This window comes from Bacillus cereus group sp. TH152-1LC, from assembly GCF_027710505.1.
GTDB classification, from domain to species: Bacteria; Bacillota; Bacilli; order Bacillales; family Bacillaceae_G; genus Bacillus_A; species Bacillus_A mobilis.
Window position 1 is genome coordinate 266,381 of record NZ_JAQFNK010000001.1, and the last position, 23,446, is coordinate 289,826.

A 23,446-nucleotide genomic window follows, 5' to 3' on the forward strand; every position below is an offset into this window, starting at 1 on the left:
TCTCAGGAATGAATTGAAGAATTATGATTTGTATTCTTTGATTATGTCAGGTAAAATGATAATTTCGTCTTCATCTAGTCCAAGAAGTCTTTCTTTTCTAGGTTCCTCAAACAACATATCAAAACCGGTTTCATCATAAATATCCAAATCATATTCGTAATAATGCCCTTTGTCTCTAATTTCTACAATTACACAAGCGACATAATAAGTTTTAGCCTCATCAGTTTTGGATTGCTTTAAAAGAACCTTCTGTCCGGGAACTACAACTAATGATTCTTTGCCTCTTGCTTCGCATTTCATAGCCTCTTGTGGAAGGTTATAGTCTTTGTTACATATTTCACAGCTGAATTTTTGGATTGTTTCCATATTTTTTCTCCTTCGAATTATCTTTTTTTAACGTACATACATAATAGCAAATTATGATTTCAAAATTAGTAATAATTATTTTTTGTTTTAATAAAAAACAGCAGAATATTCTGCTGTAAAATTTGATTATATTTTTAACTATTTCCATGAAATGTGAATGCGGTTAATGAATTCATTTTTCTTTAAAGAAATGTAAAAGATAGGGTAACGATACTTCTGGTGTTTGTTCCACTTTTTGGATAAAATCTCTTTCAATATGTTCTCTAAAAGCTTTTTCAATCAAATTATGAAAATCATTTTGTGCATCTTTGTTTAGTCTTAATTCTTGTAAGGAGTCATCACCAATGGTTGTTGTATTTATATAATTTCTTTTCGAACCAGGTCTTAAAACAACGCGGCATTCCACATGCCTTACCTTTCCTCTTGGTTTGTTTTTAAAACATACATCAATAGTTGCATATATAACATCGGAATCTAGGTTAGAATCATTATAAAGAATAGGTTCAGTTTTAAAGGTATAATTAATGAATTCCATAGTACATTTCTCCTTTTTTCTTATATTTTACCTTAAAAGCTTTGTTAACGAAAAAACATTATATAAAAAATAAAACGACCCATAGTTAATATGGGTCGTTTATCTGTATGCTATATTAGTTTTTCTTTTCTTCCATGTGAGTATGATAAAGATTTGCTAATATGTGAGTTCTATAGCTTTCTAGTTTGCGGTCTTCATGTTTAGTGATACCCAGGGCTCTCAACTGTTGTACGTACCACCCTTTACTTCCAAAATATGCCATATGGTGATTCACTCCTTCAATTAGTATAACTAGTTATTTTTATAAAAAGAGAGTATTCCTTCTTGTTTAAACGATAAAACAAATTGTTTTTCGTAGGTTGAAACGCTTCTAATGACAAGAACTCATTTTTATTTAACCGTATTTTAAAGATGATGATAAAATAAAGGAAAAAAACAGGAAACAAAAGGAGAAATAAATATGTATATTAATTTTGCAACGAGAATAAGTTGGGTAAGAAAATTACAACGCGAGTTAAAAAAGAAAAAATTCTCTTTAACTTACAAACAAGATGACCATCATTTTAACGTGTATTTTAATGACCTGAAGTCTGGAAATCCGTTAAAAGTGGAATATGATTTTGGCGAAGCAAAACTACCATCTATTAAATTTTCTATTCCTAGTGCTAGGATAGAACTTATCAGCTTAAAAAGAAAATTGGCGATGGATACTGTGCTAGAGTCATTCAAAGATATGATAAAGGGAAGACATGGTGAAAACTTACAAATCTCTTTCTATTTCCAAACTTGGAATGTATCAGAAGAAGATATGGCAATCCTTAAAGAATGGATGTTGGAAAGAAAATTTGCTCCTATCTATCCAGGGAATGAGAAAATGTATATGCATGTAGATGTGCAAGAAAAAGTTACGCAACTATATACTATAAGTAAGGAAATAGCGAAAAAATTTAATGAGGATTATTATAACAAAGAGAATCCATTGATTCGTTTTTCGAGTCAAGAGTCGTATCCATATCAAGTAACATACAATTTGCAAGAAACTGTTGATAGAGAAGCAACTATTGTTTGGAGAGATAGAGAAAATGATTTTAGAATCAATTTCCGTTCACCTTATCATAGTAAAGAATTGATTGTAAGTGAATTTACATATCAAATGTTTATTGACGAATATGAACAGTTTGTTGCGGAAGATAAATTTAAAGAACTTGTCAATGACCCGAAAATGAATAAATCTATTGAAGGAAGATTAGAAAGAATAGGTCAAGATTTGTTGTATCCTAGAGTAGGTACAAAGGAATTGTTTGATTTCTTTATGGAACATTATTCAGTTGAGGAGCTAACAGAGCTATCAACAGGAATGAGTGATGTAAAAGTTTTATCGAAAACAGATTACACGGATTTCCTTGAAGCAGGGAAAGAGAAAATAAGAAAAACGTATGATTTACGAATCATACAATGTTTTGGTAAATGTCTACGTTACGAATCAATAAATATAAGTACAGAAGAAGAAAAACAGAGACAGTTTACTTTATATGACTCTTTTGAAGAAGCAAGAAAAGACCAAAAAGAATGGTTAAAAGAACAAATGTAACGACAGTAAAATTCGAGAGGCTAAGCAGCCTCTTTTTTCATTGACTAAAATGAAAAATATGGTATTTTTCAACAAAAACAAAGGGGTGTATGGAGTGGGAGAATTAGCGAAATTATATGCAGACATGTGGCAAACATACAACGAAGAAAGTGCTAATGTTGAAGAAACTATAAAAGAAAGATTACATGAAAGTGTGCTCGGAAAAGGATTAGCAAATAAAGTGGTAAATCTTTTTGGTGAAAGAGGTTCCGGAAAAATAAATATAGTTCAGAAATTTGCGCGAGAAAATAATCTTTCCTATGCTATTGTGTACGAACCTACAGAGCAAACAGAAAGTGATGTTGTGATTGTGGATGCAGAAAAAGTTAATATAAAAGAATTTTTAGTTTTTATTTTCATGAATTTAAAAAAGCTCATTGTTTTTTCAACAATTAATCTGGTAGAAGGTGTGGAAAATATAGAAGTTAAATATGATGGATACGCTGGATACAATATAATTTAAAGTACAAACATGATGAGGCAGGGAATCCTGCCTTTTTTGTTAAAGATTGTGTTTTTTAAAGGAATTGTAAAAACACGTTGAAATGTATTTAAGATTAAAACAAAAAAGCAAAAAATTAAATTTTTCATATGTATCTCCTCTGCAAAAGGGAGAGAAAATAAAAAGTCCATAAATATTATCGGCTTTTTATTTTTTTATTTTCTCGTTAAAACGGATAAAAGTTTTTCTTATTTTTCAAGTTTTCAAATTCTGAATTTGTTAGAATCTAACTATAAAGAATGAAGGAGGCAAGCAAGATATGATATTCACTAATTATATACTACCTGTTGTTGGAGTTGGTTTATCCATTGCTGCATATAAAGTAGTAAAAAATAAAAAGAAAAACAAAGAAAATAGTGCTATTAATACGGAAATTATATTTCCGACATATGAAATTCCGAAACATTTAGGGGTTCAAAAAAATCTAGATTTAGAAGAATTAGTAGAGCGTTTAGAAGAGTCCATGAATCCAGAGTTCATGCAAAGTGTGAAAGAAAGAGTCTTACGTGGGCAATTAATTGATGAAAGTCAGTATGATTGGTATCTGCTTGAATTAAAGCGTTTCTTTATCATGTCTAGTGTTTTAAAAAATGTGCCTATGTACAACGAAAAAGTCGATGAAATATGGCATGAAATGTTAATGTTTACAAAAAGTTATGAACGTTTCGGTCAAGAATTTTTAGGTGATATGATTCATCATGAACCTAATGTTGGTCAATCTATTAGAAACCCAGAATCTGAGCGAGCATGGTTTGAATATATTTATTCTGAATTGTTTGAAGTAGGAGAATATACCCGATTAATATACGGAAACTTCTTTCAATATCCAATAGATAAAGAGATTTTGAAGAAGATAGATACATTATCGGAAGATGAATTATTACATACATATTTTAATGCCAATACATATGAGGCAACAAATGTGTCTGTAAAACTTATTGCAAAGTTAAAAAAGAGAATTAGAAACATTACATATGAAACAAAGAACAGTGTTAATTCCAATGTTAAATACGGAAGCGACAGATTCAATACGAATTACCAGAAAAAAGAGTCAGACCAAAATTCAGATTTTTATACAAATAGTTTTTTATATTATTCTATGTTAACTTATGATAATGATTCATATAAAGAAGCAACCAAACATCATCATGAGGTTGATAATAACAAGGACACAGCAACTAATAAAGATTCTAGTTGTTCAGGTTGGTCATCTTGTCAAAGTACAACACCTGCTAAATCATCTTGTAAAAGTTGCTCTGGTTCACATCATTCATGCTCTAAATCAAGTTGTTCTAGTTGCTCTAGCTCTAGTTGTTCAAGTTCTAGTTGTAGTTCTTGCAGCTCATAAACGCCTAAGAATAGGCGTTTTTTTTAATTATAAAAAGGTAGTTGCAGTTATTTTGGAAATTCTGATACAAATACAACTTAACGAGGTGATGATATGAATAAAAAAATATTGTTGATGTTTGGTTCTTTCGCAGTTGCTTTAATCATTTGTATTTTTTATATAATGCAAAATAATTCGCAGCATTTCGATTCAAAAAAAGATATAATTCAGCATAAGGCATATGACATGGTTATCTATGGAGGAGGACCACAAGCTGTTGCAACTGCCATACAAGCATCTGATGTAACAAGTAACAAAAAGAAAATTTTGATGATAGTTCCTGAAAAAGAATTAGGTAGCATTCTAACAGCTGGGGCGCAAAACTTATATGATGTGCGACAGTATCAATCACAAAACTTACCTAAAGGTCTTCCTAAGAATTATCCTTGGGCACAAGGAGGTTCAATGGATACCTTTTATAAGGAGTCGTCTATTGTCTTCTCTCCAAAAACACTAACTAACATACTTAAAAACCATGTAGCAAAACAAGATAACATAACAGTTTTGTATGAACATGATATCGAGAAAGTATTTTTGGATAAACAAAAAAAGAGCATTAAATCCGTTATTGTGTATCCATTAATAAAAGATGAACATGACCGATACATATACAATACAAATCGAGCTATGAAAATTGATGCTCCTGTATTTGTTGATGCATCTGAAACAGGAAAATTAACATATATATCAGGATTGTTTCATGGGGTTGTTGGTAGGGAAGATATAAATACGGATAATAAACAAATGGTCGCAACATTGATGTTTAAATTAAAAGGTTTGGATATGGAGCATGTACAAAAACATCAAAAAGAAGGGGCTCCGTTTAAATTTTATTTTACTACTAAAGGTAGCCTTGGGATATTAGGTGGATATGAAATAAACAGTGACCCCAAGTTTAAGTCTTTTAACCAGCAGAATGAAATGTTTCGATTAAAACCATATAATGGTGGGGAAGATGGTTATTCGGGTAAAAATAAGCAAACAAACGATACCGAAATGTGGATGAATATGCTCTTGGTATATGATGTGGATGCAAGAAAAATGTGGCGTGATAATGTGATGGGAAATGGACATTATCCAAAAGATGGCGGGATGGACCCAGAAATCGCAAAGGAAAAAGCAATTGAAGAAATAAAATCAGACGAATTTATTTCCATGATTAGAAAATTGCCTGGTTTAGAAAAAGCTGAACTTATTTTTGATAACAATGGCAAACCGGTTGTTGGGGATATTATGTATTTACGAGAAAGTATTCATAGTATGAATGAAGATGGAACATTTGCATTAACTAAAAAGGATACGTTAGAACTAGGAGATGAAAAGCATTATAAACGCCGAATTGGTTTGGGTTTTTATAATTTTGATTCTAATACCTACAAAAAGGGTGAAGCCTTATCGGAACCTAGAACTGTAAGCCCCTGGTATGTTCCTTATGATGTTTTGATTTCAACACCTACCAATTTATTGATTCCTGGATATGCAGCTAATATGGACTCTTATACATGGAGAGCAATGAGGGTGTATCCAAACCTAATTGTTTTGGGAGATGCAGCGGGTGTTGCTGGAGGTCTTTATTTGGATGGAAAGTTTAATATTCAAAATCCTACAGAACAGCAAATCAAATTACTTCAAGAGGAATTAGAAAAAAGAAAAGTCATATTAAAAAAGTAGCATGGGGAGACCTATGCTACTTTTTTTTGAGGGAATATCCAGTGTAGTGCTAAATACATGAAGAAAAGGAGTGGATATAAATTGAATATTTATCGAGCTACATTTTATGGTTCTAATGGTGAAGCATTTAAAACCCTTATAAAAGCAAAAGACTTAACGTCTGCTAAGTCAGAGGTAGAAGGTGCTTTAGATAAACAAGGATACTTTGAAGTTGAAGGGAAAGGCAATCGATATTTTGTTGTTTCAAAAAACAACTTGGTGTTTGTTGAATATGAAGTATTGTTAAATGAAGATGCTTTAGGGTTCTTAGACTTAATGAAATTAGATAAGGAATCCCTTGGGAATATTTTGAATCAGATTTCGGACTTAACACTACTAGCTGTGGCTTTAAGTGATATAAAAAAATCAGAGCAAGAAATTATATTTGATGCTTTATCTTTAGATAAGCAAAAAATGTTGAAAAAGGCGATGGATGAATTATGGACAGTTTCTTTATCAGAAATATATATGGCACAAGAAATGATTTCAAATTTAGCAGCATTAAATGTGAAAAAAAGGGGAGCTTAATTATATAAAAACAAATAAAGGTGGGAAAGGATATATGCCTGGGCTGGTAGAAAAATTCAAACAAATTGAAGAAAACATCTGTAACTTTTCAGACAAAACAACAAAAAAAATACTTGAATATCATCAGACAGTTATCCTACCTGATGCAACTAAGGTTTACTATGTAATTAAAACAAATAAAAATTTGTTTAGCATAGAAGTAGTCCCCTTCAAACAACAAGATACAATGAATTCTCTCTTAAAACAAAGTGATGTCATTATAGAAAATGAAGAATTTATTGATGATATGATGTACTATCGACTTGGAGAATTAAAAAATGAATATGGAGAGATATTAGAAGGGATATTGCTAACAACCTTTACTAAGTGGTTTTATAAATGTTGGTCAAGTTGTTCGCAAATAATGCCTATACATAATTCATGTTATTTTACATGTACACAGAAAAAAGAATTGTATGATTTGAAAAACGAATACTGGGTGTTTTAGTTTTTTAAGACATACAGAATAAAAAAGAGGTTCTTGAACAATTTCAAGAACCTTTTTGTATTGTAATGACTTTTCGTAAAAAGATGAAAATTACATCTGGGATAGATACCATATAATTCGTATTATTCACCACTCCTAACTTATAAAAGCTCTTTGTTTTTTTCTCTTTCAATTAGATAATTTTCAAATCGAATAATGTTTGTGCCAATCATCGTTTGTTCTTTTAAGAAATCATCTGTAATGGTGATATCACAATTGACTTCGTATTCGTTTTGATAATATTCTTCGCTTTTGATTTTAGGAAGTGAATCGATTAAATGGACGATGTATTCAGCAGATTGAAAAACAATATTGCCTTGTTCCTCTTCTTGAAACAATAAATTAGTATCGAGTGATTGTTGAAGAAGACCTCGGTTTATTGGTTTTACAATCTCCCATTTGACCTTAATGTATTTGTCCTGTTTTTTGTACAGGGCTGCAATAATATTGACGTTTTGCTCTATTTGAAGTAGAGAAACATCTTTTGGTAATAAATTCCGTTTAATTCCCTCGCCAATCATGATGTATCACCTCTTGAATTATAGTTCTTTGATTGTCCAAACAATTATATACGAAGACTTCGAATTATAAGAAAATTCTAACGAAGCAAACGCACTTAGAAAACTAAGCTGCGTCTTTCGTAAATTCTTGTTCTTCTAATCGATATTTAGTTAAGTTACTATCAATTATATGAAACAGAACTACAAAAAATGTAATACAGACAGATTTTAAATATACGTTTGAAATGACTTGTGATAATGGAAAAGTAAAAGAGAAAATAAGTGAAACGAATAACATTATAAAAGATATTTTACTTTTACCTTCTTGATATACTCTTGCATATTTATCGCTAATCGAAAGAATTTCAGTTGGATTAAATTCTTTTGATTTTTGTAAAATAGCTGTTTCATTGCTTATTTTTGCATGTAATCTAATTCTTAGTCTCGTTTTCATTAAGTCAGATAATTTTTTCATAAAGAAAATCATCATAAGAAAAATTGTGAGAAAAGACAAAATGACGTTTTCTGAACTTATTATAGACAATAAGACAAGAAGTAAAAAAACAAGAGTGGCTGGAATAGTCATAATCCTTTTGAGAAGCATGGTAAACCTCCTTTATTTTCTAAATTAATTATACATGATTTTTCCTAAGAAAAGTAAATATAAGTTTTTGGGATTATCAAACTATTGTTTGATAAATTAAGTTATAATATTTTTGAATTTATTTTTACTATGAATATAAAGAATTGAATCATAAATTAGATTGAAGAAAATAGAGTATATACAACTCAAGGAGGAACATAAAATGAATACAATTATGGATAAACATTTAGCAGATGCTATTTCCGTAGAGGTAAATGTAACGCCGGAAAAAAGAGAAGAGATTCTTGCAAGATTTCCAGCGCCAAAATTACCTGAAAAAGAAACAGCATTTAATATTAATGAGAAAAAACCAGGTCAATATGCAGAAAAGGTTACTGTTTTACTAACTACACATAGCGTAGAACCAACTTCAAATGGTGGAAAGTGGTTAAAGATAGAATTTAGTAATAATAATGGTAAAATCGGCGCGAAAATGTGGGACAGAAATGGAAGTTTAAATAGAACTGTAGAGTTATTGGAACAACATTCCGTATTTCAAGTTAGTGGCAAAATTGAGCAATACCCTCCAGAAACAGGACCTAAATCAATTGTCATTGAAGGTATTAAGCCTTATTTAGAAGAGGTTAGCGCATTTGAATTGATGCCATCAACTGAAAAATCTATTGAAGATATGACAGTAGAGTTTGTTACATACCTTGAAGAAATACAAGAACCTTATCGTTCTGTGGCATTAAAAGGATTAGAAATGTATTGGTCAGAGTTTTCTATGAAACCTGCTGCAAAAGGGCATCATCATGCTTATTTAGCAGGACTGTTAAAACATACTTTAGGTCTAATTCGAATTACTCGTTATATACGCGACCAAAAAGCGAATCCGTTCGATGCGATGAATTCATTAATTGATATTGCATACAGAGAAAGCAGAAAAGAAAGTATTAATAATCTAAGTTTAGAAGTGCCTCTTAGAGATAGAGATATGGTTTGGCATGGCAAAGTAGAGCACTTGCGAACAGTATTCAATGACTTTGTAAGAAGAAAAGATGTAGAAGCAAACTTTGACCTTTTAATTCTAGCTGTATTATTCCATGATATGGGAAAAGCACTTGAATACTTTAACGCTGGAGAAAACTCAATTGAAAAATGGCGTTGGTTATATCCAAATGCTGATTTTAGCGCATATAAACCTAAACAATCAGGTATTGCTATGGACCCAATTGGCGGAGGAACAGGTCATATCATTCTTAGTACCATGTTATTGCAACGCGTATTAGTTCAAGAAAACATCGCAATGAAAATTGAGGATATTGGGAAATTAAATCATTGCATTGCTGCCCATCATGGTAAATTAGAATGGGGAAGTGCTGCTTGGATGGAACAACCAGAAGCATTTCTTATTCATTTTGTTGATGCGCTAGACGCGACTTGGGAAAAAGCAGACCCAATTAATTAGGGATTTAAATGCAGAAAAGGAAGAGTTCTTCATAATTCAGAACTCTTCTTTTTCATTTTACAAAGAAAAGTTTTACATAACTAAGAAATTAATGTGTATAATTTCAGAAAATAAAAAATGAGGTGTAAAGGATTATGAAATTGCAAACTTTTATAAAACAACTAGAAGAAAAAAATGCTAAAGGATATTTAGTAGGTGGGGCAGTAAGAGATAAGTGGCTTGGTAAAATACCAAAAGACTATGATTATTGTGTTACTGGTATCTCCAGAAAAGATTTTGAAGCACTATTCCCTTATGCAAAGATGAATGGACCGAAGAGAATTGTTATCATAAATGGAATTAAAAAAGAAATAGAATTTCCTGTATATCGAATGGAAATTCAAGGAGAAGTTTGTGAAATATCATTAGGTAGAAAAGATGTTCAATTTGGGGACTCACATAACGATGTGTATGCTATACCAGACCCAAATATGAGCATTGAAGATGATTTGGCTAGAAGGGATATTACAATTAACTCAATGGCAATCGATTTACATACAGGGGAGTTGATTGACCCTTACAGTGGTAAAGAAGATTTAGCAAAAGGAATTATTAGAAAAACAACAGATGCATTCAAAGAAGACCCATTACGTGTTTATCGAGCAGCTCGTTTTGCGAGTCAATTCGGTTTTGTGATTGAAAAAAACACTTTAAAAGATATGGGAGTTCTAAAAAATAAATTACACGCATTAAAGGTAGAACGTGTAGTTGGGGAAACCAATAAAGCATTACTATCTGATAATCCTTCGGTTTATTTTAGAAACTTAAAAACGGTTAATATTTTAGATGTTCATTTTCCTGAAATTAACGTATTATCCGAATATCCACAAAGCCCAGAGCATCATCCAGAAGGCGATGTGTTTGAACATGTAATGCAAGTTTTAGAAGCAGCTAGAGTATTTGCACAAAATATGCCAAATGTAGAAAATGAAACTCCTGAACAAAGAGAAAAACGTGAATTAATGGTTATGTATGGTGCTTTGCTTCATGATGTAGGCAAGGCAGTTACGAAAGGAATTCACAAAACGAAAGGAACGCCAACATACATCAGGCACGAAGCAGCTGGTGTACCTATTGCAGAAGCATTTCTTGATAGATTACATCTGCAAGGATTGAAAAAACCTGTATTGTTTGGCGTAGCGAAACATATGATTATGCACAAAGATATCGGAGTTATGAAAACTACAAAAGTAGTAGATTTCATAGAAGGAAAATTTGAACCGCGCAGTTTAAAGAATGATGAAAAAATCATGGCGGAAGATTGGTTAAAGGAAAAAAAGAAAAACGTTAAAGAACACATTGGTAAAATGAAAGTCTTTGAACGAGCTCAAGGATTAATAAACACTATGGGAATCGAAGAGTATATTGCTTTGTGTGCTGCTGATGTTGCGGGAAGAATAAGAGATTCAGAAAAACTTCCACAAGTATTAGATGTATTTCTACAGTTCTTTAAAATTTCAAAAGAAAGTAACTTACAACAATTAGATGTTATAGGAAATCGACTATTTGATATTATTGTTAATCCAGAAGAGGCTGAAAAGCTAAAAGACGAACTATATATTGTAAATAAACATAAGGAATTTCTGGAAGAGTATTCAAAAAAAACGAAAGAAGTAAAAATACTTGTGAATAAAGAAGAATTAGCGGCACTTCACAAGGGATACTTTGTAATGTCTCCAAAAGGGCAATCGTTTAGTATCCATGATTCAAAAGATATTGACTTGGGATATCAGATTCATGCGAAAAAGAAAGAAATCAGAACGAAAATTGTAGAAGAAATTAGAACGAAGAGTGAAAAAAATTAAACATATAGAAACAAATTGGCGCAATGAAAATTGCGCTTTTTTATTTATAAATACATAAAAAAATCGTTATTTATATAAAGCTGATTTAAATAGAAAAGAGGTTATCATATGTCGGTAGGAGTAACAGAACAAATATTTTATACAATAATATTCTTCTTATTAGGTCTTCTATTTGGCTCATTTTTTAATGTAGTGGGCTTAAGAGTGCCGAAGGGTGAATCTATTGCTTTTCCAGGTTCCCATTGTACAGTTTGCGACAGAGATTTGAAGTGGTATGAATTAATTCCTGTTTTATCTTATGTATTTTTACTAGGGAAATGTAGAACATGTAAAACTAAAATTTCACCATTATATCCAATTATGGAACTTATAACAGGTATTTCGTTTGCTTTTACTTGTTATGTTTTCGGTTTAACACTTACAACTGTATTTGTAATGTTAATTGCGTCCATGATGGTAATCATTACAGTATCAGATATTACAACTCAGCTAATCCCAAATAAAATTTTATTAGTGTTTTCTATTGTGTTAATTCCATCGTCTTTATACATTAAAAATGTTACTTGGCAAGGGGCTTTGATTGGTTTTGCAGCTGCTTTTGGAATTAATCTTTTTATTCTTCTAATCTCTAAAGGAAAAGGAATGGGAGGGGGAGACATTAAGTTGTTTTTATTATTAGGGACAATTTTGGGTTGGAAGGCATTTCTCACTCTGTTTTTTGTTTCTGTAATAATTGGGGTATTTGTTGGTCTAGGTTTCAAAATCACAAAAGGGGCAAAAGAATTTCCGTTTGGACCTTCTATAGCCTTAGGAACAATAATTACTATATTTTATGGGAACGGGATTATTAATTGGTATTTAGGATTAATTTTGTAAAAGTAGGATAAATCATTAATTATAGTGTTACGAGAATTTTTAATACTTTCATTAAGAAACAATTCCTGTCATTCAAGTTAATTTTAACGAAACAAAAAGGCGTGTTTTTGAGCTAATTTTATATATTTCTCCTCTAGTGTTAAGAATTCTTTTTCTTTTTTCATGAGGAAAACGAACTTTATTTAATAAAATAAGGAGAAAAGATAGCGGATAGAGTCATATATCTAAACGCTGTCTTTTCTCCTTTGTTATTTTAGGTTAAATGAATGTTGGTTTAACTTTTAAACATAAAAAACAGAAACGAGGTAGCATGTAAAGTGGACAAAATCCCCAAATTAACTATATAACAACTTATTCCGTCTTTTGAGAATTCGGAAAAAAATCATAGAAACACGAGGTTACGATTTTCCTATAAACGAAATTAATAAAATCTTTAGGAATATCACCTAAATATATAGATTAAACATATTTGATAAAGGCGGAGAAAGGTTCTGAAATAACAAATTCAGATTAACCCGAACTTCTAAAATAAAATTTTTAAAAACCCACAATAAACGTGCCTTTTTGCTATATTCATAGCTAGGCATAGGTAAATACCTTTTTTATTAGTCATGAGCTAAAAAATGGCTCATTTTGCAGTACATTACTTTAAGACAATTGAAGTTGTAGCGGAGCGCTCCTTGTGTGATTTGGTAGGCAAATCATAGATTGTATTTTGACGTAAAAGTTTTCCGTTGAGTGTCCCGTCCACTCCGGCTGTGGCTCACCCCCACAAGAGTAACCCGTTAGAAGGGTGTTAGTATATTCCCAGATGCAAAAGACCGTCCCTGTCGCTATTTAGCGAGGCAGAATAGAGTGTGTTCTTGTGGTAAGACGCTAGGTAAAGCAGGACCTTGGGCTAGTTGAAGTTTAAGTTTATATGCTTAACTTCAGCACTCTATAGTATTCGTACTCGACCGAAGCGCCAAAATGCTTTTAGTAAAAAACTAAAGGAATTTTATGCAGTAGGTATTTTTCTATACAATCTTTTTGTTTAAAAAGGTAGTTATTAATTCATTAGAAGAATTAATAACCCTTTTTTAGAAGTGAAATTTCACGAACAACTGTTCCTCTTAACAGGGGGCAGTATCGTTTCCCCTCTCTCTTCACACCAAAACCATTTTAATTTAATTTGTTTCATAATTTCTAAGTTATTTGTTTCAAAAAATTAATTATAAAAAACAAATAATAAATGAAACATGGGACAATTGATAATGTAACCTAAGAAACAGTTCATGATAAAATAACAAGAAACTATGTAAATAATAACCGTAACCAAATGTAGAATTTAATCAAAAATAACATTTTAAGAATATAATTCAGAAAATGTAGGAGTGGTAGATATGATACATGTTATTCCTGGAGGAGATTTATTAGAATCTGATTGCAATGTTATTGCTCATCAGGCTAATTGTTTTAGTAAAATGAAAAGAGGTTTAGCAAATAAAATACGAGTAAAATACAAAGGTGCATATGAAGCAGATTTACAGTACCCTTTATCTCCTGATATGAGATTAGGTAGAACAAGCTATTGGACAGATGAACATATGTATATATTTAATTTGTATGGTCAGAAAGGATATGGTACTGATAAACAGTACACAGATTATCGAGCACTGACATACGCTATGTTAGAAATGCTAGAGATAATTCAAAAAGTTGAATTAGAAAATCCGAATTTTAAAGCAAAAATCGGAATGCCTTATTTAATAGGTTGTGATTTAGCTGGTGGCGAGTGGTCGAAAGTAGAAAAAATCATCCATAAAATATTTGTAGAAATCGGAAATCGGGATATATTTTTATATGATGTAAATAATAAAAGCCGGTAGTACGAGGGGAAATCCGTCCATTTTGGGTGGATTTTTTTATTTTTAATTTTTTTCTGGATTTTTTATGTTTTTTGGATTTGAAACTGTTATTATTATGAATAATAAAAAGAATATGCTGTAGGAGAGAAATAATATGAAAAAAATCGTTGTATCATTCTTAGTGTTATCAGGAATAATGGCGGGTTGCGCAAACGCAACACAGGATAAAGCAGTCCTCAGTGAATATCAACAAAAACATAATGAAGAAACAAAGGTTGAAAAGAAAGAGATTATAGCAGTAACGAAAGAAAATGGGAAAGAGAAGCTTGAAAAAAAAGAAGTAGAAGTAAATGAAGAAGATGAAGGAAAGCGTGTAATGAAACGTGCCTTAGAAATGAAGAAATTCTTTGAAGGTAAGTGATTATACGTGGATGTGCTCTGTTAATAGAAAAGTATTAACGGTTAGAGCAACTGAATATAACTTAAATCAGGGTGACAAAATTAATTTCGACTTTCGTTCTTGTAAATAAGGAATTATGAATAAAAAAAGTAAAAGAAATAACAAACATCTCCTTGCCTTCGGTTCTAGCTGTGGCTGGGAGAATGTTTAATGTTTTATATCCAGTTTTGAAGAGTGTTTTTCAAAACAGGAGCTTGTCTAATGAGAAGACAGGCTTTTTTTTGCATATTTTTAAGAATGTTTTATTTTATTCGTAATCTTTATTGGAAGATACAGAGAAAGGAGATGAACATCGTGGTCACTCAAGTTATTGATGTATGTATTGTTGTAACGATAATATGTTTCATATACACGCTTATTAAAAAGACGGAAGCATTTAATATTACAATAGGATTACTTATTCTGTTTTTGATGTATTTCGTAACTGAAGCATGTGGTCTAGCATTAACAGCAACTATTTTCAAACGTATTTTTGAATTGAGTTCGTTTGGGTTGGTTTTAATTTTCCACCCAGAATTAAGGATGGTTCTAAAGAAAATAGGTGGCATTACTAGTATTCCTACAGAAAAAAAAGAAATTACATCCTCTATGGAAGAAGCTGTATTTTCATTAGCCAAAGATAAAGTAGGAGCCCTTATCATTTTCGACCCAGAGGAGAAAGTTACATTTCAAACAGATGATATGGTGAAAATAGATGCTGTTTATTCTAATGAATTATTAGAAACAATATTTTTCAAAAATACACCTTTACACGATGGAGCTGTTATTATTCAGAATGGAAAAATAGCTTATGCTGGATGCAAACTCCCTTTGACCGCGAAAAAGAGGGAAGATTATAGTAACTTAGGAACTAGGCATCTAGCAGCATTGGAAACAGCTGAAATGTTTGATGTAACAGGAATAGTAGTATCAGAAGAAACGGGTAATGTATCTATTGCAACCAATCGTGGAATACGAAAGGTAGAGAGCAAAGAAAAATTCAGATTGTTTTTTAAGAAACAAAAAAAGAACATGTTTAAGAAATTAACGAAAAAAAATTAGAATGAAAAATAAATCAAAAAGACCTTCTTGCTATGATATAAGAAGGTCTTTGTTTTTATCGATATTAGACTTCAACAGTTTCTACGGATTCATCTTCAATGGTTTCTTCATTTTCGTCGTTTGGCTCAAAGTTTGCTTCCACAAATGCTTTTATTTCCTCTATATCAAAGGAAGGTGTCCCGGTTTCGGTTAAAGCCCATCGTGCAGTAGACTTTTTATTAGGTCCTCTTTCGATTAATAGGGTATGGTCGAAGCTATCTTTTACGTGTTCGTTGTGACTTACTAATAAGATTTGCTGGAACATCCCATTTAAGCTGCGCAGCATTTCAAGCATGGCATCTTGACGTGTTTCATCAAAAGCAGATGTTACCTCATCTAAAGCAATCATATCAAAGATAGCTTGGGATGTTTGTTCTACAAGTAATTGGGAAACAGCAATACGTTGAAGTAAAGCAGCTAGTTTTTGCTCTCCGCCAGAGAAGATTTCTAGTGGGTGTTTTTCTCCATCACGATACAAGTAAATATTATAGAATTCGTCTAATTCTACAAGGTTATATAATCCATCTGTAGCAACTTCAATCATATCAGACATTTTATCAGCAATTTTTGGAGCCAATTCTGCAAGAGTATCCTGTTTGTATGCTTTATATAATTCGTCTAATTTTGCTAATTCTATAATCTCTTGTTGCTTATCTTTTAAAGCAATTTGCATGTTGGTATTCTTTTGCATTTCTTCCTGAATGGATTCTATAGAATTGGTGGTTTTATCAATCTGAGATTGAATAGTATAGCGATTATCTTTTGTTGTATCAATTTTGGAACGTATATCATCGATTTGTTTTGAAAGAGAATCATGATTTTCTTTATCGAAATCCAATTGTTCTCTTTCTGTGCATAGGTTATGTATATTTGATTTAATTTCCGAAAGTTGATTCAGAATATATGTAATGCTTTCTTCTAATTTCGAAATATCTTGAACCTGATTCTGAAGTTGAATGATTTCCTCGTAAATAGGTGTTAAAGATTGAATCTCTTCATATAATTTTTTATAACCTTCAGCATCAAACTCAACTGTTTCTGGATATTGATTTCTTTGTTGCTGTAATTCTTGTAAGGTGCTATTTTGACGTTGGATTTCTTGATTAGCAACGTTAATCTGGGATAATACGCCACTTTTTTCTCGTAATTTTAATCGATAGGATTCTAGTGTTTGTTTTAATTGGTCTAGATGCTGCTTGTCCTTTAAACCTTTTTCTAAAATTTCATCATAAAGAACTTTCATTTTGGCTGTTTCTTGAATGATTTCTTGGCGCTTTTCTTCTAAGTGGTGTAATTGATTCCCTAAATGCTCTCCTAAAGGTCTTTTGCAAGTTGGGCAGGGAACTTCTTCTCCAAGTTCTCCAAATTTCTGTTTATCGCTCATGATTTCTTTGTAAACATTTTTATTCACATTTAACATTGTTTGAAGTTCTTTTCCTTTATCCCTTGCAACAGCCAATGTATCCTCTAATTCAGTAATCTCTTGCTCTAGTTTAGTATAGGAAGATTCTACTTCATCAAACATAGCTAGTTTACTAGAAGCTTCTGAAGATAGATGTTCATAATGTTGAATGTTTTTATAGACCTCATTTATTTGTTTTTGTAAACGATGAATTGCTACAAATTGTTCTTTTGCTTCATTTAAATCATCTTTCTTTTGCAGAAGTGAAAAGTAATATTCTTTCTTGTGTGCAATTTCGTCTAAACGTTTTTTCTTATTTTGTAGAATTTGTAGATTGTTTTCTTCTGTTTTCAAAGAATGTTCTGTGAGAGTTGTTTGTTTTGTCTCCAGGTTAGAAATCTCCAAAGAAAGCTTTTGAAATGATTCAAAAATCTTATCGCTTTTTTCTTTTTCAAGAGAAATCTTATCGCGTTCTTTTTCTAAATTAAGAATGTCTTTTTCGACTGATTTTTGTTGTTTTTTTAATTCTTTTTCTTGTTCTTTTATTTGTTTAAGCTCTTCAATTAGTACGGCTTCATCTCGTAAATGACGTTTTGCTTCATTGATTTCAATTTCTAATTTTTTTCTATCATCTCTCGACTTTTTGGCAGTCTCATCAATAGTTTCGATTCGAAGTAATTTTGAAATCATCGCTGCACGAGGCGCGTCTTTCATTTGTGTTAGAGCATCGAAATCAAATTGTGAAGCGTAATAACAAACACGAAAGGCTTCTTGGTCCATTCCAAACAAATTGCGAATATAAGAATTGATTTGTGTTGTTCCTGTTGCTACACGGTTTTTATTTTTTTCTACATAGTTTCTAGATTTTGAATTAACTAAATCACGACGAATACGATAAAAATCACCATTAAAAATAATGTCCGCTACTCCGTATGTAGGTGCATTTTTAGGAGATTTATGCATTTTTAATTGATTTTGATTAACTCCTTTGTATTTTCCCCAGAGAATCCAGTCTAATAAATTAAATAAGGTAGATTTTCCGGCGCCATTTACGCCCCGGAAACCGATTAATCCAGAAAGAGGGAAATAAATTTCTTCGTTTTCAAATTGTCTATAATAAGAAAGTTCTAAACGTGCTACTAACATTCCGATTCCTCCTAAACAGGGCTTGTGTATTGTTATTAAGAATTGTTTTTCTCGTACATCTCCGCAAGACGTTCGTAACCGATTTTTGTTAGTTTTTCTTTATCGAATGTTCCATCGTCTTCGACACGTTTCATAAAAGTAAGGAAGCCGGCAAGGACCCCTTCGAATTTATTTTCGTTATCTTTTGAAGTACGAGTTCCAATACTTTTTTCGGTTTTATTTTTCAAATCTAATTTAAAGTATAGGCAGTCTTGAGTAAGTTCTTTTACGCTATCAACGTCAATTCCAAGCTTATATTCTTTTGGAAGGTTGGAGATTCGTAGGCGTACAATGGCACCAAATAAATCCTTAGATTGTAAACGTTCAATTATGAGTTTATTCACTTCTTCTAGTGTTTTCTCAGCAGCATTGATTTCTTTTAAATCATACATTGGTCTTACTTTTAGAGGGATATCACGAGTAATTACATCTTTTGTTTTTTTATGAATAGCTACCATAATAATTTGAGGCTTGTTATCTACTTCACCAAATCCTAAGCGGTCAGTGGAGCCGCTATATCGAATGTTATGTCCGAAATCAGTTGCTTTGTGATAATCACCCAAACAAAAATAGTCCATTTTGCAATTAATTAACTTATCGAGATGAGTAACTAATGTATTTTCGGAATGCTCAGCATAGTGAGGGATAGTTGTTACTCCTAGGTGAGTCATACCAATGTTGATTTTTCCTTCGACGGGAGCTATTGCATCAAGAGATTCATTCATTGCATCTTGGTCGTAGCTACTTGGTGCGCAATGAACAACAACATTATGTTCTGGAAGTTCTACGGATTCATAAATTCCTCGATATGCTGTATAAACTTCTGGTAACTTTCCGATTATTTCTAAATATGTACCCGTCGCGCTTTCTGTTGGTAAATTATGATTTCCTACGATTTCAACATACTTTATGCCATGTGGATTCAGTCGTTCAATTTGATTCATATAAGTTTTTAGCACGTATGCCTTTTTATAACCCCAAGAGTCCGTTCCATCACCTGCATGTAATACGGCATCTACTTTATACGCTATTGCAATATCTATTACTTGTGCCAAAGCTTTATCAATGTCATCTTGGCGTACATTTACGTCAAATTCATTTTTTTTATCAACACGTAAAGCGCTATACTCGTTGTATCTACTTGCATTCCCAGAATAACCGTTATGAGTATCTGCAACATGGATAAAAACAAAATAATCATCATTATTAAGAATATTATTGATGAAGTCTTCTCCGATTGTTTTGTCTAAAACAGTTTCAACGTATTCTTTGCTTAATACTTGGAAAGGAAATTCTACTAAATTCATAAAATTTAATTCTCCTTTTCTTGTTTATGTATTTAATTTCGGGATAAGTATAGCATTTTTAATGAATTCAAAATTGGAAAAACGTAAAAAGATATAGAGTACATGAAAGTAAATTGAGAATGATAAACTTAGAAAAAATAAAAAAAATCCAAAATCAAACAAATCATTTTTGAATTTTTGTATAATCAATGAAATAAGAATCATAGGTAGGTAAAAGATGGAGTTTGTATATGATGGTAGTCACCTAATTCAAAACGAAATAGATGAAGAAAAAATATTCAGTTACACTAATGGCGTTTCTTTGTGGATGATATTTAATAATATAGAGAATACAAGAAAATGCTTAATTAAGTTAGATGATGAAGTGATTGCTGAGTTTAAGAAAGTAACAGAAGGCGAAGCTTTTGTACAAGGTATGATTATGTACGCGGAAAGACAAGGTGAGTTTTTCGTTAAGGTGGATAAGCAACCGTTAGTTGTACAAGATTCAGAATTACAAGCTGAATTTGTTAAACTCAGAAATGAGATGGCTAAATTAAAGAACGAAAAAGAAAAAGCCCAAGCATTAGCAGGGAAGTTAATAAAGGGTATTATGAAAGATAAGGCAGAAAATACCGAGCAAAAAATAAGGGGTATACTTGAAAAACATGTTCAAGAAATATAGAAAATAGAGATTGTTAGTTTTTCTAACAAAAAATGAGGGAATTGCATTATGGAAAAGAAAGATGAAATTGTACAATACTTTGTAGTAAACAAAGAGTTAGAAATGAGTGCGCCTAAATTGGGTGCTCAAATTGCTCATGTTGCTACAATAATGACATTAAAATATCAAAATGAAGAAGACTTTCAGAAATGGATTAATGGTAGCCAAACCAAAATCCTGTTAGGTGGAAAAGAAACACAGTTAAACAAACTTATCGAACAAGGTTTCGATTTTATTATAGATGAGGGTAGAACAGAGATTCCAAAAAACTCCTTGACCGTTGTTGGGTTGAAACCTATGTTGAAATCAGAGGCTCAACAATATATTAAACGGTTAAGATTATATAGATAGGTTAATAATGTGGAGGGATTAAGTTGGAAATATGGCTCACAGCAGATTCCCATTTTTCACACAAAAATATTATTGCTTATGAATCGCGCCCATTTGTAAATACAGAAGAAATGGACGAAGGATTAATTGAAAGTTGGAATGCTAACATTAAAGAAAATGATTTGGTTTTCCACATGGGAGATTTATTCTTTGGTAATAAAGAAAAGCAATTTGAGATAGCTAAAAGATTGAATGGAAGAAAAATATTAATTTTAGGTAATCACGATAAATTATCTAACAAACGTTACATGGATTTAGGTTTTAACCCTTATAAACAATACATATTTGAAGATTATTTATTTACGCATCATCCGCAACAAGAAAGACCTTTAAGTGTATTAATTGAAAATACTCATATTAAAGGCAATGTACATGGACATATTCATTCGAAAAAAATGGATAATCAATTAATTTATTTATGCGTTTCAATCGAGCATGGCTATAAGCCATTTCATATAGATGAAGTAAGAGAACATTTCTTAAAAAATCAATTCGTTGCTTAACGCCTTATGCGTTTACATAGATAGAGCCATAGTCCTTCCGAAGCTAGATTAATAATCTAGCTTTTTTATTATTTCTAGCGAGAATCATCTCTCCTTAAGAGTGAAGTGGTAGGTGGGGGAGGAATAAAAGTTAAAACAAAAAGAACATCATATTATTAGATGTTCTTTTTGTTTCCTTAAATATTCAACTTTTCAGCACGAATAATGAAAGATTTATCTTCTGCGCTTTCAAGCGAAAAAGAATTTCCAATTCCATCTATTACATCAATCACAATTTGCAGATGTTGCCAATAAGAAAAGTTTGAGGTGTGCATATAATAGGGTGTGTCTAAAATTTTGCCTATTTGCTCATCGCGACTACCAAGATAAAATTCACCTGCTTTCATACAGATTGGCGAAGTTCCGTCACAACAGCCTTCTGAATGAATAAATACAAGTTTACCATGCTGTTTTCGCAATTGTTTAATTAATGATTGTGCTTCTTTTGTCGCAATGACTTTTTGCATCTTAGAAGAATCCCATTGAACCTTTATTGTAACCAACTAAAATACATTTTGTTTGTTGGTAGTGAGAAAGCATCATCAAGTGATTTTCACGACCAATACCAGATTGTTTGTAACCACCGAATGCAGCATGTGCTGGATATTGATGATAAGTGTTTGTCCAAACACGACCAGCTTGTATTGCACGACCTGCGCGGTAAGCAATTTCTCCATTACGAGACCATACACCAGCACCTAATCCGTATAATGTATCGTTTGCGATTTCAATTGCTTCTTCAAAATCCTTGAATGTTGTTACAGATACTACTGGACCAAAAATTTCTTCTTGGAAAATACGCATTTTGTTGTTACCTTTGAACACAGTTGGTGCTACATAGTAGCCTTCTGATTGGTCGCCTTCTAATTTATTTTGATAACCACCGATTACTAATTCAGCGCCTTCTTCTTTGCCAATTTCAATATAAGAAAGAATTTTATCTAATTGTTGTTTAGAAGCTTGTGCACCCATCATTGTTTCAGTGTCTAGAGGGTTGCCAATTTTAATTGCTTTAATGCGTTCGATTACTTTTTCCATGAATTTATCGTATATTGATTCATGTACTAATGCGCGTGAAGGGCATGTACAAACTTCACCAGAGTTAAGGGCAAATAATACGAAACCTTCGATTGCCTTATCTAAATATTCATCATCTGCATCCATTACGTCAGGGAAGAAGATATTTGGTGATTTACCACCCAGTTCTAATGTCACTGGAATAATGTTTTCTGTTGCATATTGCATAATAGAACGACCTACTGCCGTTGAACCAGTGAATGCAATTTTAGCTATTCTTGGATTTGTTGCAAGTGGTTTACCTACTTCTAAACCTGTTCCTTGGACGATGTTCAATACGCCTTTTGGTAAAATGTCTTGAATTAATTCGATTAATACACATATAGAAGCTGGTGTCTGTTCAGCTGGTTTCAGAACGATACAGTTACCTGCTGCTAAAGCGGGTGCGATTTTCCAAGCAGCCATAAGAAGTGGGAAATTCCAAGGAATAATCTGCCCAACTACACCTAGTGGTTCGTGGAAATGATAAGCTACTGTATCACCACTAATCTCACTAATACCGCCTTCTTGTGCACGAATAACGCCAGCGAAATAACGGAAGTGGTCTACTACTAAAGGAATGTCTGCATTTAGAGTTTCGCGTACTGCTTTACCATTGTCCCAAGTTTCAGCAACAGCAATCATTTCTAAATTTGCTTCGATACGGTCTGCAATTTTATTTAAAATTTGTGAACGGTAAGCAACAGTTGTTGCGCCCCAAGCACCTTTTGCTGCATGTGCTGCATCAAGTGCTAACTCAACGTCTTCTGAAGTAGAACGAGGTACAGATGTAAATACTTTCCCTGTCACTGGAGAGATTACGTCCAAGTATTGACCTTTTACTGGTGCAATCCATTCTCCGCCGATGAAATTTTGATATTGTTCTTTAAAGTTTACTAAAGCGCTTTCAGTATTTGGGTTTTTATAAATCATTAAGTGTTACCTCCTGTAAAATTTTTAAAATGTAATTATAAATATAAATAGATATTTTAGTGAATTTTCGGAGTTCATCGTCA

25 protein-coding genes are annotated in these 23,446 nt (G+C 32.0%); 16 read left to right on the top strand and 9 right to left on the bottom strand.

The features are described from left to right. Positions 1 to 21 precede the first annotated feature (21 nt). The 3 genes from PDL00_RS01390 to PDL00_RS01400 all read right to left on the bottom strand — a co-directional run bounded on the left by PDL00_RS01390 (position 22) and on the right by PDL00_RS01400 (position 1,163). Positions 22 to 366, bottom strand: coding sequence for a hypothetical protein (locus PDL00_RS01390; protein WP_270725647.1), 345 nt, complete (start codon positions 364 to 366; stop codon positions 22 to 24). A 172-nt stretch (positions 367 to 538) separates the two neighbouring features. Further along, positions 539 to 901 (bottom strand): hypothetical protein, encoded by a 363-nt coding sequence (locus PDL00_RS01395; RefSeq protein ID WP_270725649.1) that lies wholly within the window; start codon positions 899 to 901, stop codon positions 539 to 541. A 115-nt stretch (positions 902 to 1,016) separates the two neighbouring features. After that, a complete protein-coding gene (locus tag PDL00_RS01400; RefSeq protein WP_098879652.1) occupies positions 1,017 to 1,163 on the bottom strand; it encodes a YflJ family protein in 147 nt (48 codons plus the stop codon). 198 nt (positions 1,164 to 1,361) lie between these two features. Here PDL00_RS01400 and PDL00_RS01405 point away from each other — a divergent pair, with 198 nt between their 5' ends. The 6 genes from PDL00_RS01405 to PDL00_RS01430 all read left to right on the top strand — a co-directional run bounded on the left by PDL00_RS01405 (position 1,362) and on the right by PDL00_RS01430 (position 7,145). Continuing rightward, complete coding sequence (locus PDL00_RS01405) at positions 1,362 to 2,492, top strand: hypothetical protein (RefSeq protein WP_270725653.1); 1,131 nt, start codon at positions 1,362 to 1,364, stop codon at positions 2,490 to 2,492. A 94-nt stretch (positions 2,493 to 2,586) separates the two neighbouring features. Then, on the top strand, positions 2,587 to 2,994 hold the full coding sequence (locus PDL00_RS01410; RefSeq protein WP_270725655.1) for a hypothetical protein: 408 nt from the start codon (positions 2,587 to 2,589) through the stop codon (positions 2,992 to 2,994). A 298-nt stretch (positions 2,995 to 3,292) separates the two neighbouring features. Further along, entirely contained in the window at positions 3,293 to 4,381 is a 1,089-nt protein-coding gene (locus tag PDL00_RS01415; RefSeq protein WP_270725657.1) for a hypothetical protein, read from the top strand. A 93-nt stretch (positions 4,382 to 4,474) separates the two neighbouring features. After that, complete coding sequence (locus tag PDL00_RS01420; RefSeq protein ID WP_270725659.1) at positions 4,475 to 6,091, top strand: FAD-dependent oxidoreductase; 1,617 nt, start codon at positions 4,475 to 4,477, stop codon at positions 6,089 to 6,091. Positions 6,092 to 6,172: 81 nt separating this feature from the next. Further along, positions 6,173 to 6,658, top strand: a complete 486-nt coding sequence (locus PDL00_RS01425; protein WP_270725661.1) for a FliG C-terminal domain-containing protein — start codon at positions 6,173 to 6,175, stop codon at positions 6,656 to 6,658. Between the two features lie 34 nt (positions 6,659 to 6,692). Further along, positions 6,693 to 7,145, top strand: a complete 453-nt coding sequence (locus tag PDL00_RS01430; protein ID WP_270725663.1) for a hypothetical protein — start codon at positions 6,693 to 6,695, stop codon at positions 7,143 to 7,145. Positions 7,146 to 7,285: 140 nt separating this feature from the next. Here the strand turns inward: PDL00_RS01430 and PDL00_RS01435 are convergent, their stop codons facing one another. Then, complete coding sequence (locus PDL00_RS01435; RefSeq protein ID WP_098006434.1) at positions 7,286 to 7,705, bottom strand: hypothetical protein; 420 nt, start codon at positions 7,703 to 7,705, stop codon at positions 7,286 to 7,288. 103 nt (positions 7,706 to 7,808) lie between these two features. Further along, positions 7,809 to 8,159, bottom strand: coding sequence for a hypothetical protein (locus PDL00_RS01440; RefSeq protein WP_270725666.1), 351 nt, complete (start codon positions 8,157 to 8,159; stop codon positions 7,809 to 7,811). A gap of 331 nt (positions 8,160 to 8,490) precedes the next feature. Between PDL00_RS01440 and PDL00_RS01445 the strand changes: the two genes are divergently transcribed. The 7 genes from PDL00_RS01445 (at position 8,491) to PDL00_RS01470 (ending at position 15,806) form a co-directional block, all read left to right on the top strand. Beyond that, positions 8,491 to 9,738 (top strand): HD domain-containing protein, encoded by a 1,248-nt coding sequence (locus PDL00_RS01445; RefSeq protein ID WP_270725668.1) that lies wholly within the window; start codon positions 8,491 to 8,493, stop codon positions 9,736 to 9,738. A gap of 134 nt (positions 9,739 to 9,872) precedes the next feature. Further along, positions 9,873 to 11,582, top strand: coding sequence for a CCA tRNA nucleotidyltransferase (locus tag PDL00_RS01450; protein ID WP_270725670.1), 1,710 nt, complete (start codon positions 9,873 to 9,875; stop codon positions 11,580 to 11,582). A 108-nt stretch (positions 11,583 to 11,690) separates the two neighbouring features. Continuing rightward, on the top strand, positions 11,691 to 12,458 hold the full coding sequence (locus PDL00_RS01455; protein ID WP_270725672.1) for a prepilin peptidase: 768 nt from the start codon (positions 11,691 to 11,693) through the stop codon (positions 12,456 to 12,458). Positions 12,459 to 13,840: 1,382 nt separating this feature from the next. Beyond that, on the top strand, positions 13,841 to 14,326 hold the full coding sequence (locus PDL00_RS01460) for a hypothetical protein (RefSeq protein WP_270725674.1): 486 nt from the start codon (positions 13,841 to 13,843) through the stop codon (positions 14,324 to 14,326). A 133-nt stretch (positions 14,327 to 14,459) separates the two neighbouring features. Next, complete coding sequence (locus PDL00_RS01465) at positions 14,460 to 14,726, top strand: hypothetical protein (protein WP_270725676.1); 267 nt, start codon at positions 14,460 to 14,462, stop codon at positions 14,724 to 14,726. Between the two features lie 10 nt (positions 14,727 to 14,736). Beyond that, entirely contained in the window at positions 14,737 to 14,835 is a 99-nt protein-coding gene (locus tag PDL00_RS34815) for a hypothetical protein (RefSeq protein ID WP_442868311.1), read from the top strand. Between the two features lie 224 nt (positions 14,836 to 15,059). Further along, complete coding sequence (locus tag PDL00_RS01470) at positions 15,060 to 15,806, top strand: diadenylate cyclase (RefSeq protein WP_170953168.1); 747 nt, start codon at positions 15,060 to 15,062, stop codon at positions 15,804 to 15,806. Between the two features lie 64 nt (positions 15,807 to 15,870). On the opposite strand, the gene PDL00_RS01475 is transcribed toward PDL00_RS01470, so the two are convergent. Next, the gene (locus PDL00_RS01475) at positions 15,871 to 18,393 is read right to left on the bottom strand and encodes an AAA family ATPase (protein WP_270725680.1); all 2,523 of its coding nucleotides are present in this window, start codon (positions 18,391 to 18,393) and stop codon (positions 15,871 to 15,873) included. A 35-nt stretch (positions 18,394 to 18,428) separates the two neighbouring features. Further along, positions 18,429 to 19,739 carry a metallophosphoesterase family protein gene (locus PDL00_RS01480; protein ID WP_270725682.1) on the bottom strand — a complete coding sequence of 437 codons (1,311 nt, stop codon included), beginning with the start codon at positions 19,737 to 19,739 and terminating at the stop codon, positions 18,429 to 18,431. Between the two features lie 217 nt (positions 19,740 to 19,956). Here PDL00_RS01480 and PDL00_RS01485 point away from each other — a divergent pair, with 217 nt between their 5' ends. From PDL00_RS01485 to PDL00_RS01495, 3 genes are read left to right on the top strand one after another with little or no spacing between them, the layout of a single operon-like run. Beyond that, positions 19,957 to 20,403: a hypothetical protein gene (locus PDL00_RS01485; RefSeq protein ID WP_098517630.1), complete on the top strand. Its 447-nt coding sequence runs from the start codon at positions 19,957 to 19,959 to the stop codon at positions 20,401 to 20,403. 48 nt (positions 20,404 to 20,451) lie between these two features. After that, a complete protein-coding gene (locus PDL00_RS01490; protein WP_270725685.1) occupies positions 20,452 to 20,793 on the top strand; it encodes an aminoacyl-tRNA hydrolase in 342 nt (113 codons plus the stop codon). Between the two features lie 23 nt (positions 20,794 to 20,816). Beyond that, positions 20,817 to 21,335, top strand: a complete 519-nt coding sequence (locus PDL00_RS01495) for a metallophosphoesterase family protein (protein ID WP_270725687.1) — start codon at positions 20,817 to 20,819, stop codon at positions 21,333 to 21,335. 176 nt (positions 21,336 to 21,511) lie between these two features. Here PDL00_RS01495 and PDL00_RS01500 read toward each other — a convergent pair whose 3' ends face one another. After that, positions 21,512 to 21,841 (bottom strand): DUF779 domain-containing protein, encoded by a 330-nt coding sequence (locus PDL00_RS01500; protein WP_270725689.1) that lies wholly within the window; start codon positions 21,839 to 21,841, stop codon positions 21,512 to 21,514. A gap of 1 nt (position 21,842) precedes the next feature. Next, on the bottom strand, positions 21,843 to 23,363 hold the full coding sequence (exaC, locus tag PDL00_RS01505) for an acetaldehyde dehydrogenase ExaC (protein WP_270725691.1): 1,521 nt from the start codon (positions 23,361 to 23,363) through the stop codon (positions 21,843 to 21,845). Positions 23,364 to 23,446 lie beyond the last annotated feature (83 nt).

Excerpts from the sequence above, each read along its gene's own strand:
- PDL00_RS34815 (WP_442868311.1), top strand. The coding sequence starts at position 14,737 with ATGTGCTCTGTTAATAGAAAAGTATTAACGGTTAGAGCAACTGAATAT.
- PDL00_RS01480 (WP_270725682.1), bottom strand. The coding sequence starts at position 19,739 with ATGAATTTAGTAGAATTTCCTTTCCAAGTATTAAGCAAAGAATACGTT.
- PDL00_RS01430 (WP_270725663.1), top strand. The coding sequence starts at position 6,693 with ATGCCTGGGCTGGTAGAAAAATTCAAACAAATTGAAGAAAACATCTGT.
- PDL00_RS01490 (WP_270725685.1), top strand. The coding sequence starts at position 20,452 with ATGGAAAAGAAAGATGAAATTGTACAATACTTTGTAGTAAACAAAGAG.
- PDL00_RS01415 (WP_270725657.1), top strand. The coding sequence starts at position 3,293 with ATGATATTCACTAATTATATACTACCTGTTGTTGGAGTTGGTTTATCC.
- PDL00_RS01435 (WP_098006434.1), bottom strand. The coding sequence starts at position 7,705 with ATGATTGGCGAGGGAATTAAACGGAATTTATTACCAAAAGATGTTTCT.
- PDL00_RS01475 (WP_270725680.1), bottom strand. The coding sequence starts at position 18,393 with ATGTTAGTAGCACGTTTAGAACTTTCTTATTATAGACAATTTGAAAAC.
- PDL00_RS01500 (WP_270725689.1), bottom strand. The coding sequence starts at position 21,841 with ATGCAAAAAGTCATTGCGACAAAAGAAGCACAATCATTAATTAAACAA.
- PDL00_RS01440 (WP_270725666.1), bottom strand. The coding sequence starts at position 8,159 with ATGAAAAAATTATCTGACTTAATGAAAACGAGACTAAGAATTAGATTA.
- PDL00_RS01395 (WP_270725649.1), bottom strand. The coding sequence starts at position 901 with ATGGAATTCATTAATTATACCTTTAAAACTGAACCTATTCTTTATAAT.
- PDL00_RS01420 (WP_270725659.1), top strand. The coding sequence starts at position 4,475 with ATGAATAAAAAAATATTGTTGATGTTTGGTTCTTTCGCAGTTGCTTTA.
- PDL00_RS01465 (WP_270725676.1), top strand. The coding sequence starts at position 14,460 with ATGAAAAAAATCGTTGTATCATTCTTAGTGTTATCAGGAATAATGGCG.
- PDL00_RS01450 (WP_270725670.1), top strand. The coding sequence starts at position 9,873 with ATGAAATTGCAAACTTTTATAAAACAACTAGAAGAAAAAAATGCTAAA.
- PDL00_RS01390 (WP_270725647.1), bottom strand. The coding sequence starts at position 366 with ATGGAAACAATCCAAAAATTCAGCTGTGAAATATGTAACAAAGACTAT.
- PDL00_RS01400 (WP_098879652.1), bottom strand. The coding sequence starts at position 1,163 with ATGGCATATTTTGGAAGTAAAGGGTGGTACGTACAACAGTTGAGAGCC.
- PDL00_RS01485 (WP_098517630.1), top strand. The coding sequence starts at position 19,957 with ATGGAGTTTGTATATGATGGTAGTCACCTAATTCAAAACGAAATAGAT.
- PDL00_RS01445 (WP_270725668.1), top strand. The coding sequence starts at position 8,491 with ATGAATACAATTATGGATAAACATTTAGCAGATGCTATTTCCGTAGAG.
- PDL00_RS01405 (WP_270725653.1), top strand. The coding sequence starts at position 1,362 with ATGTATATTAATTTTGCAACGAGAATAAGTTGGGTAAGAAAATTACAA.
- PDL00_RS01455 (WP_270725672.1), top strand. The coding sequence starts at position 11,691 with ATGTCGGTAGGAGTAACAGAACAAATATTTTATACAATAATATTCTTC.
- exaC (WP_270725691.1), bottom strand. The coding sequence starts at position 23,363 with ATGATTTATAAAAACCCAAATACTGAAAGCGCTTTAGTAAACTTTAAA.
- PDL00_RS01460 (WP_270725674.1), top strand. The coding sequence starts at position 13,841 with ATGATACATGTTATTCCTGGAGGAGATTTATTAGAATCTGATTGCAAT.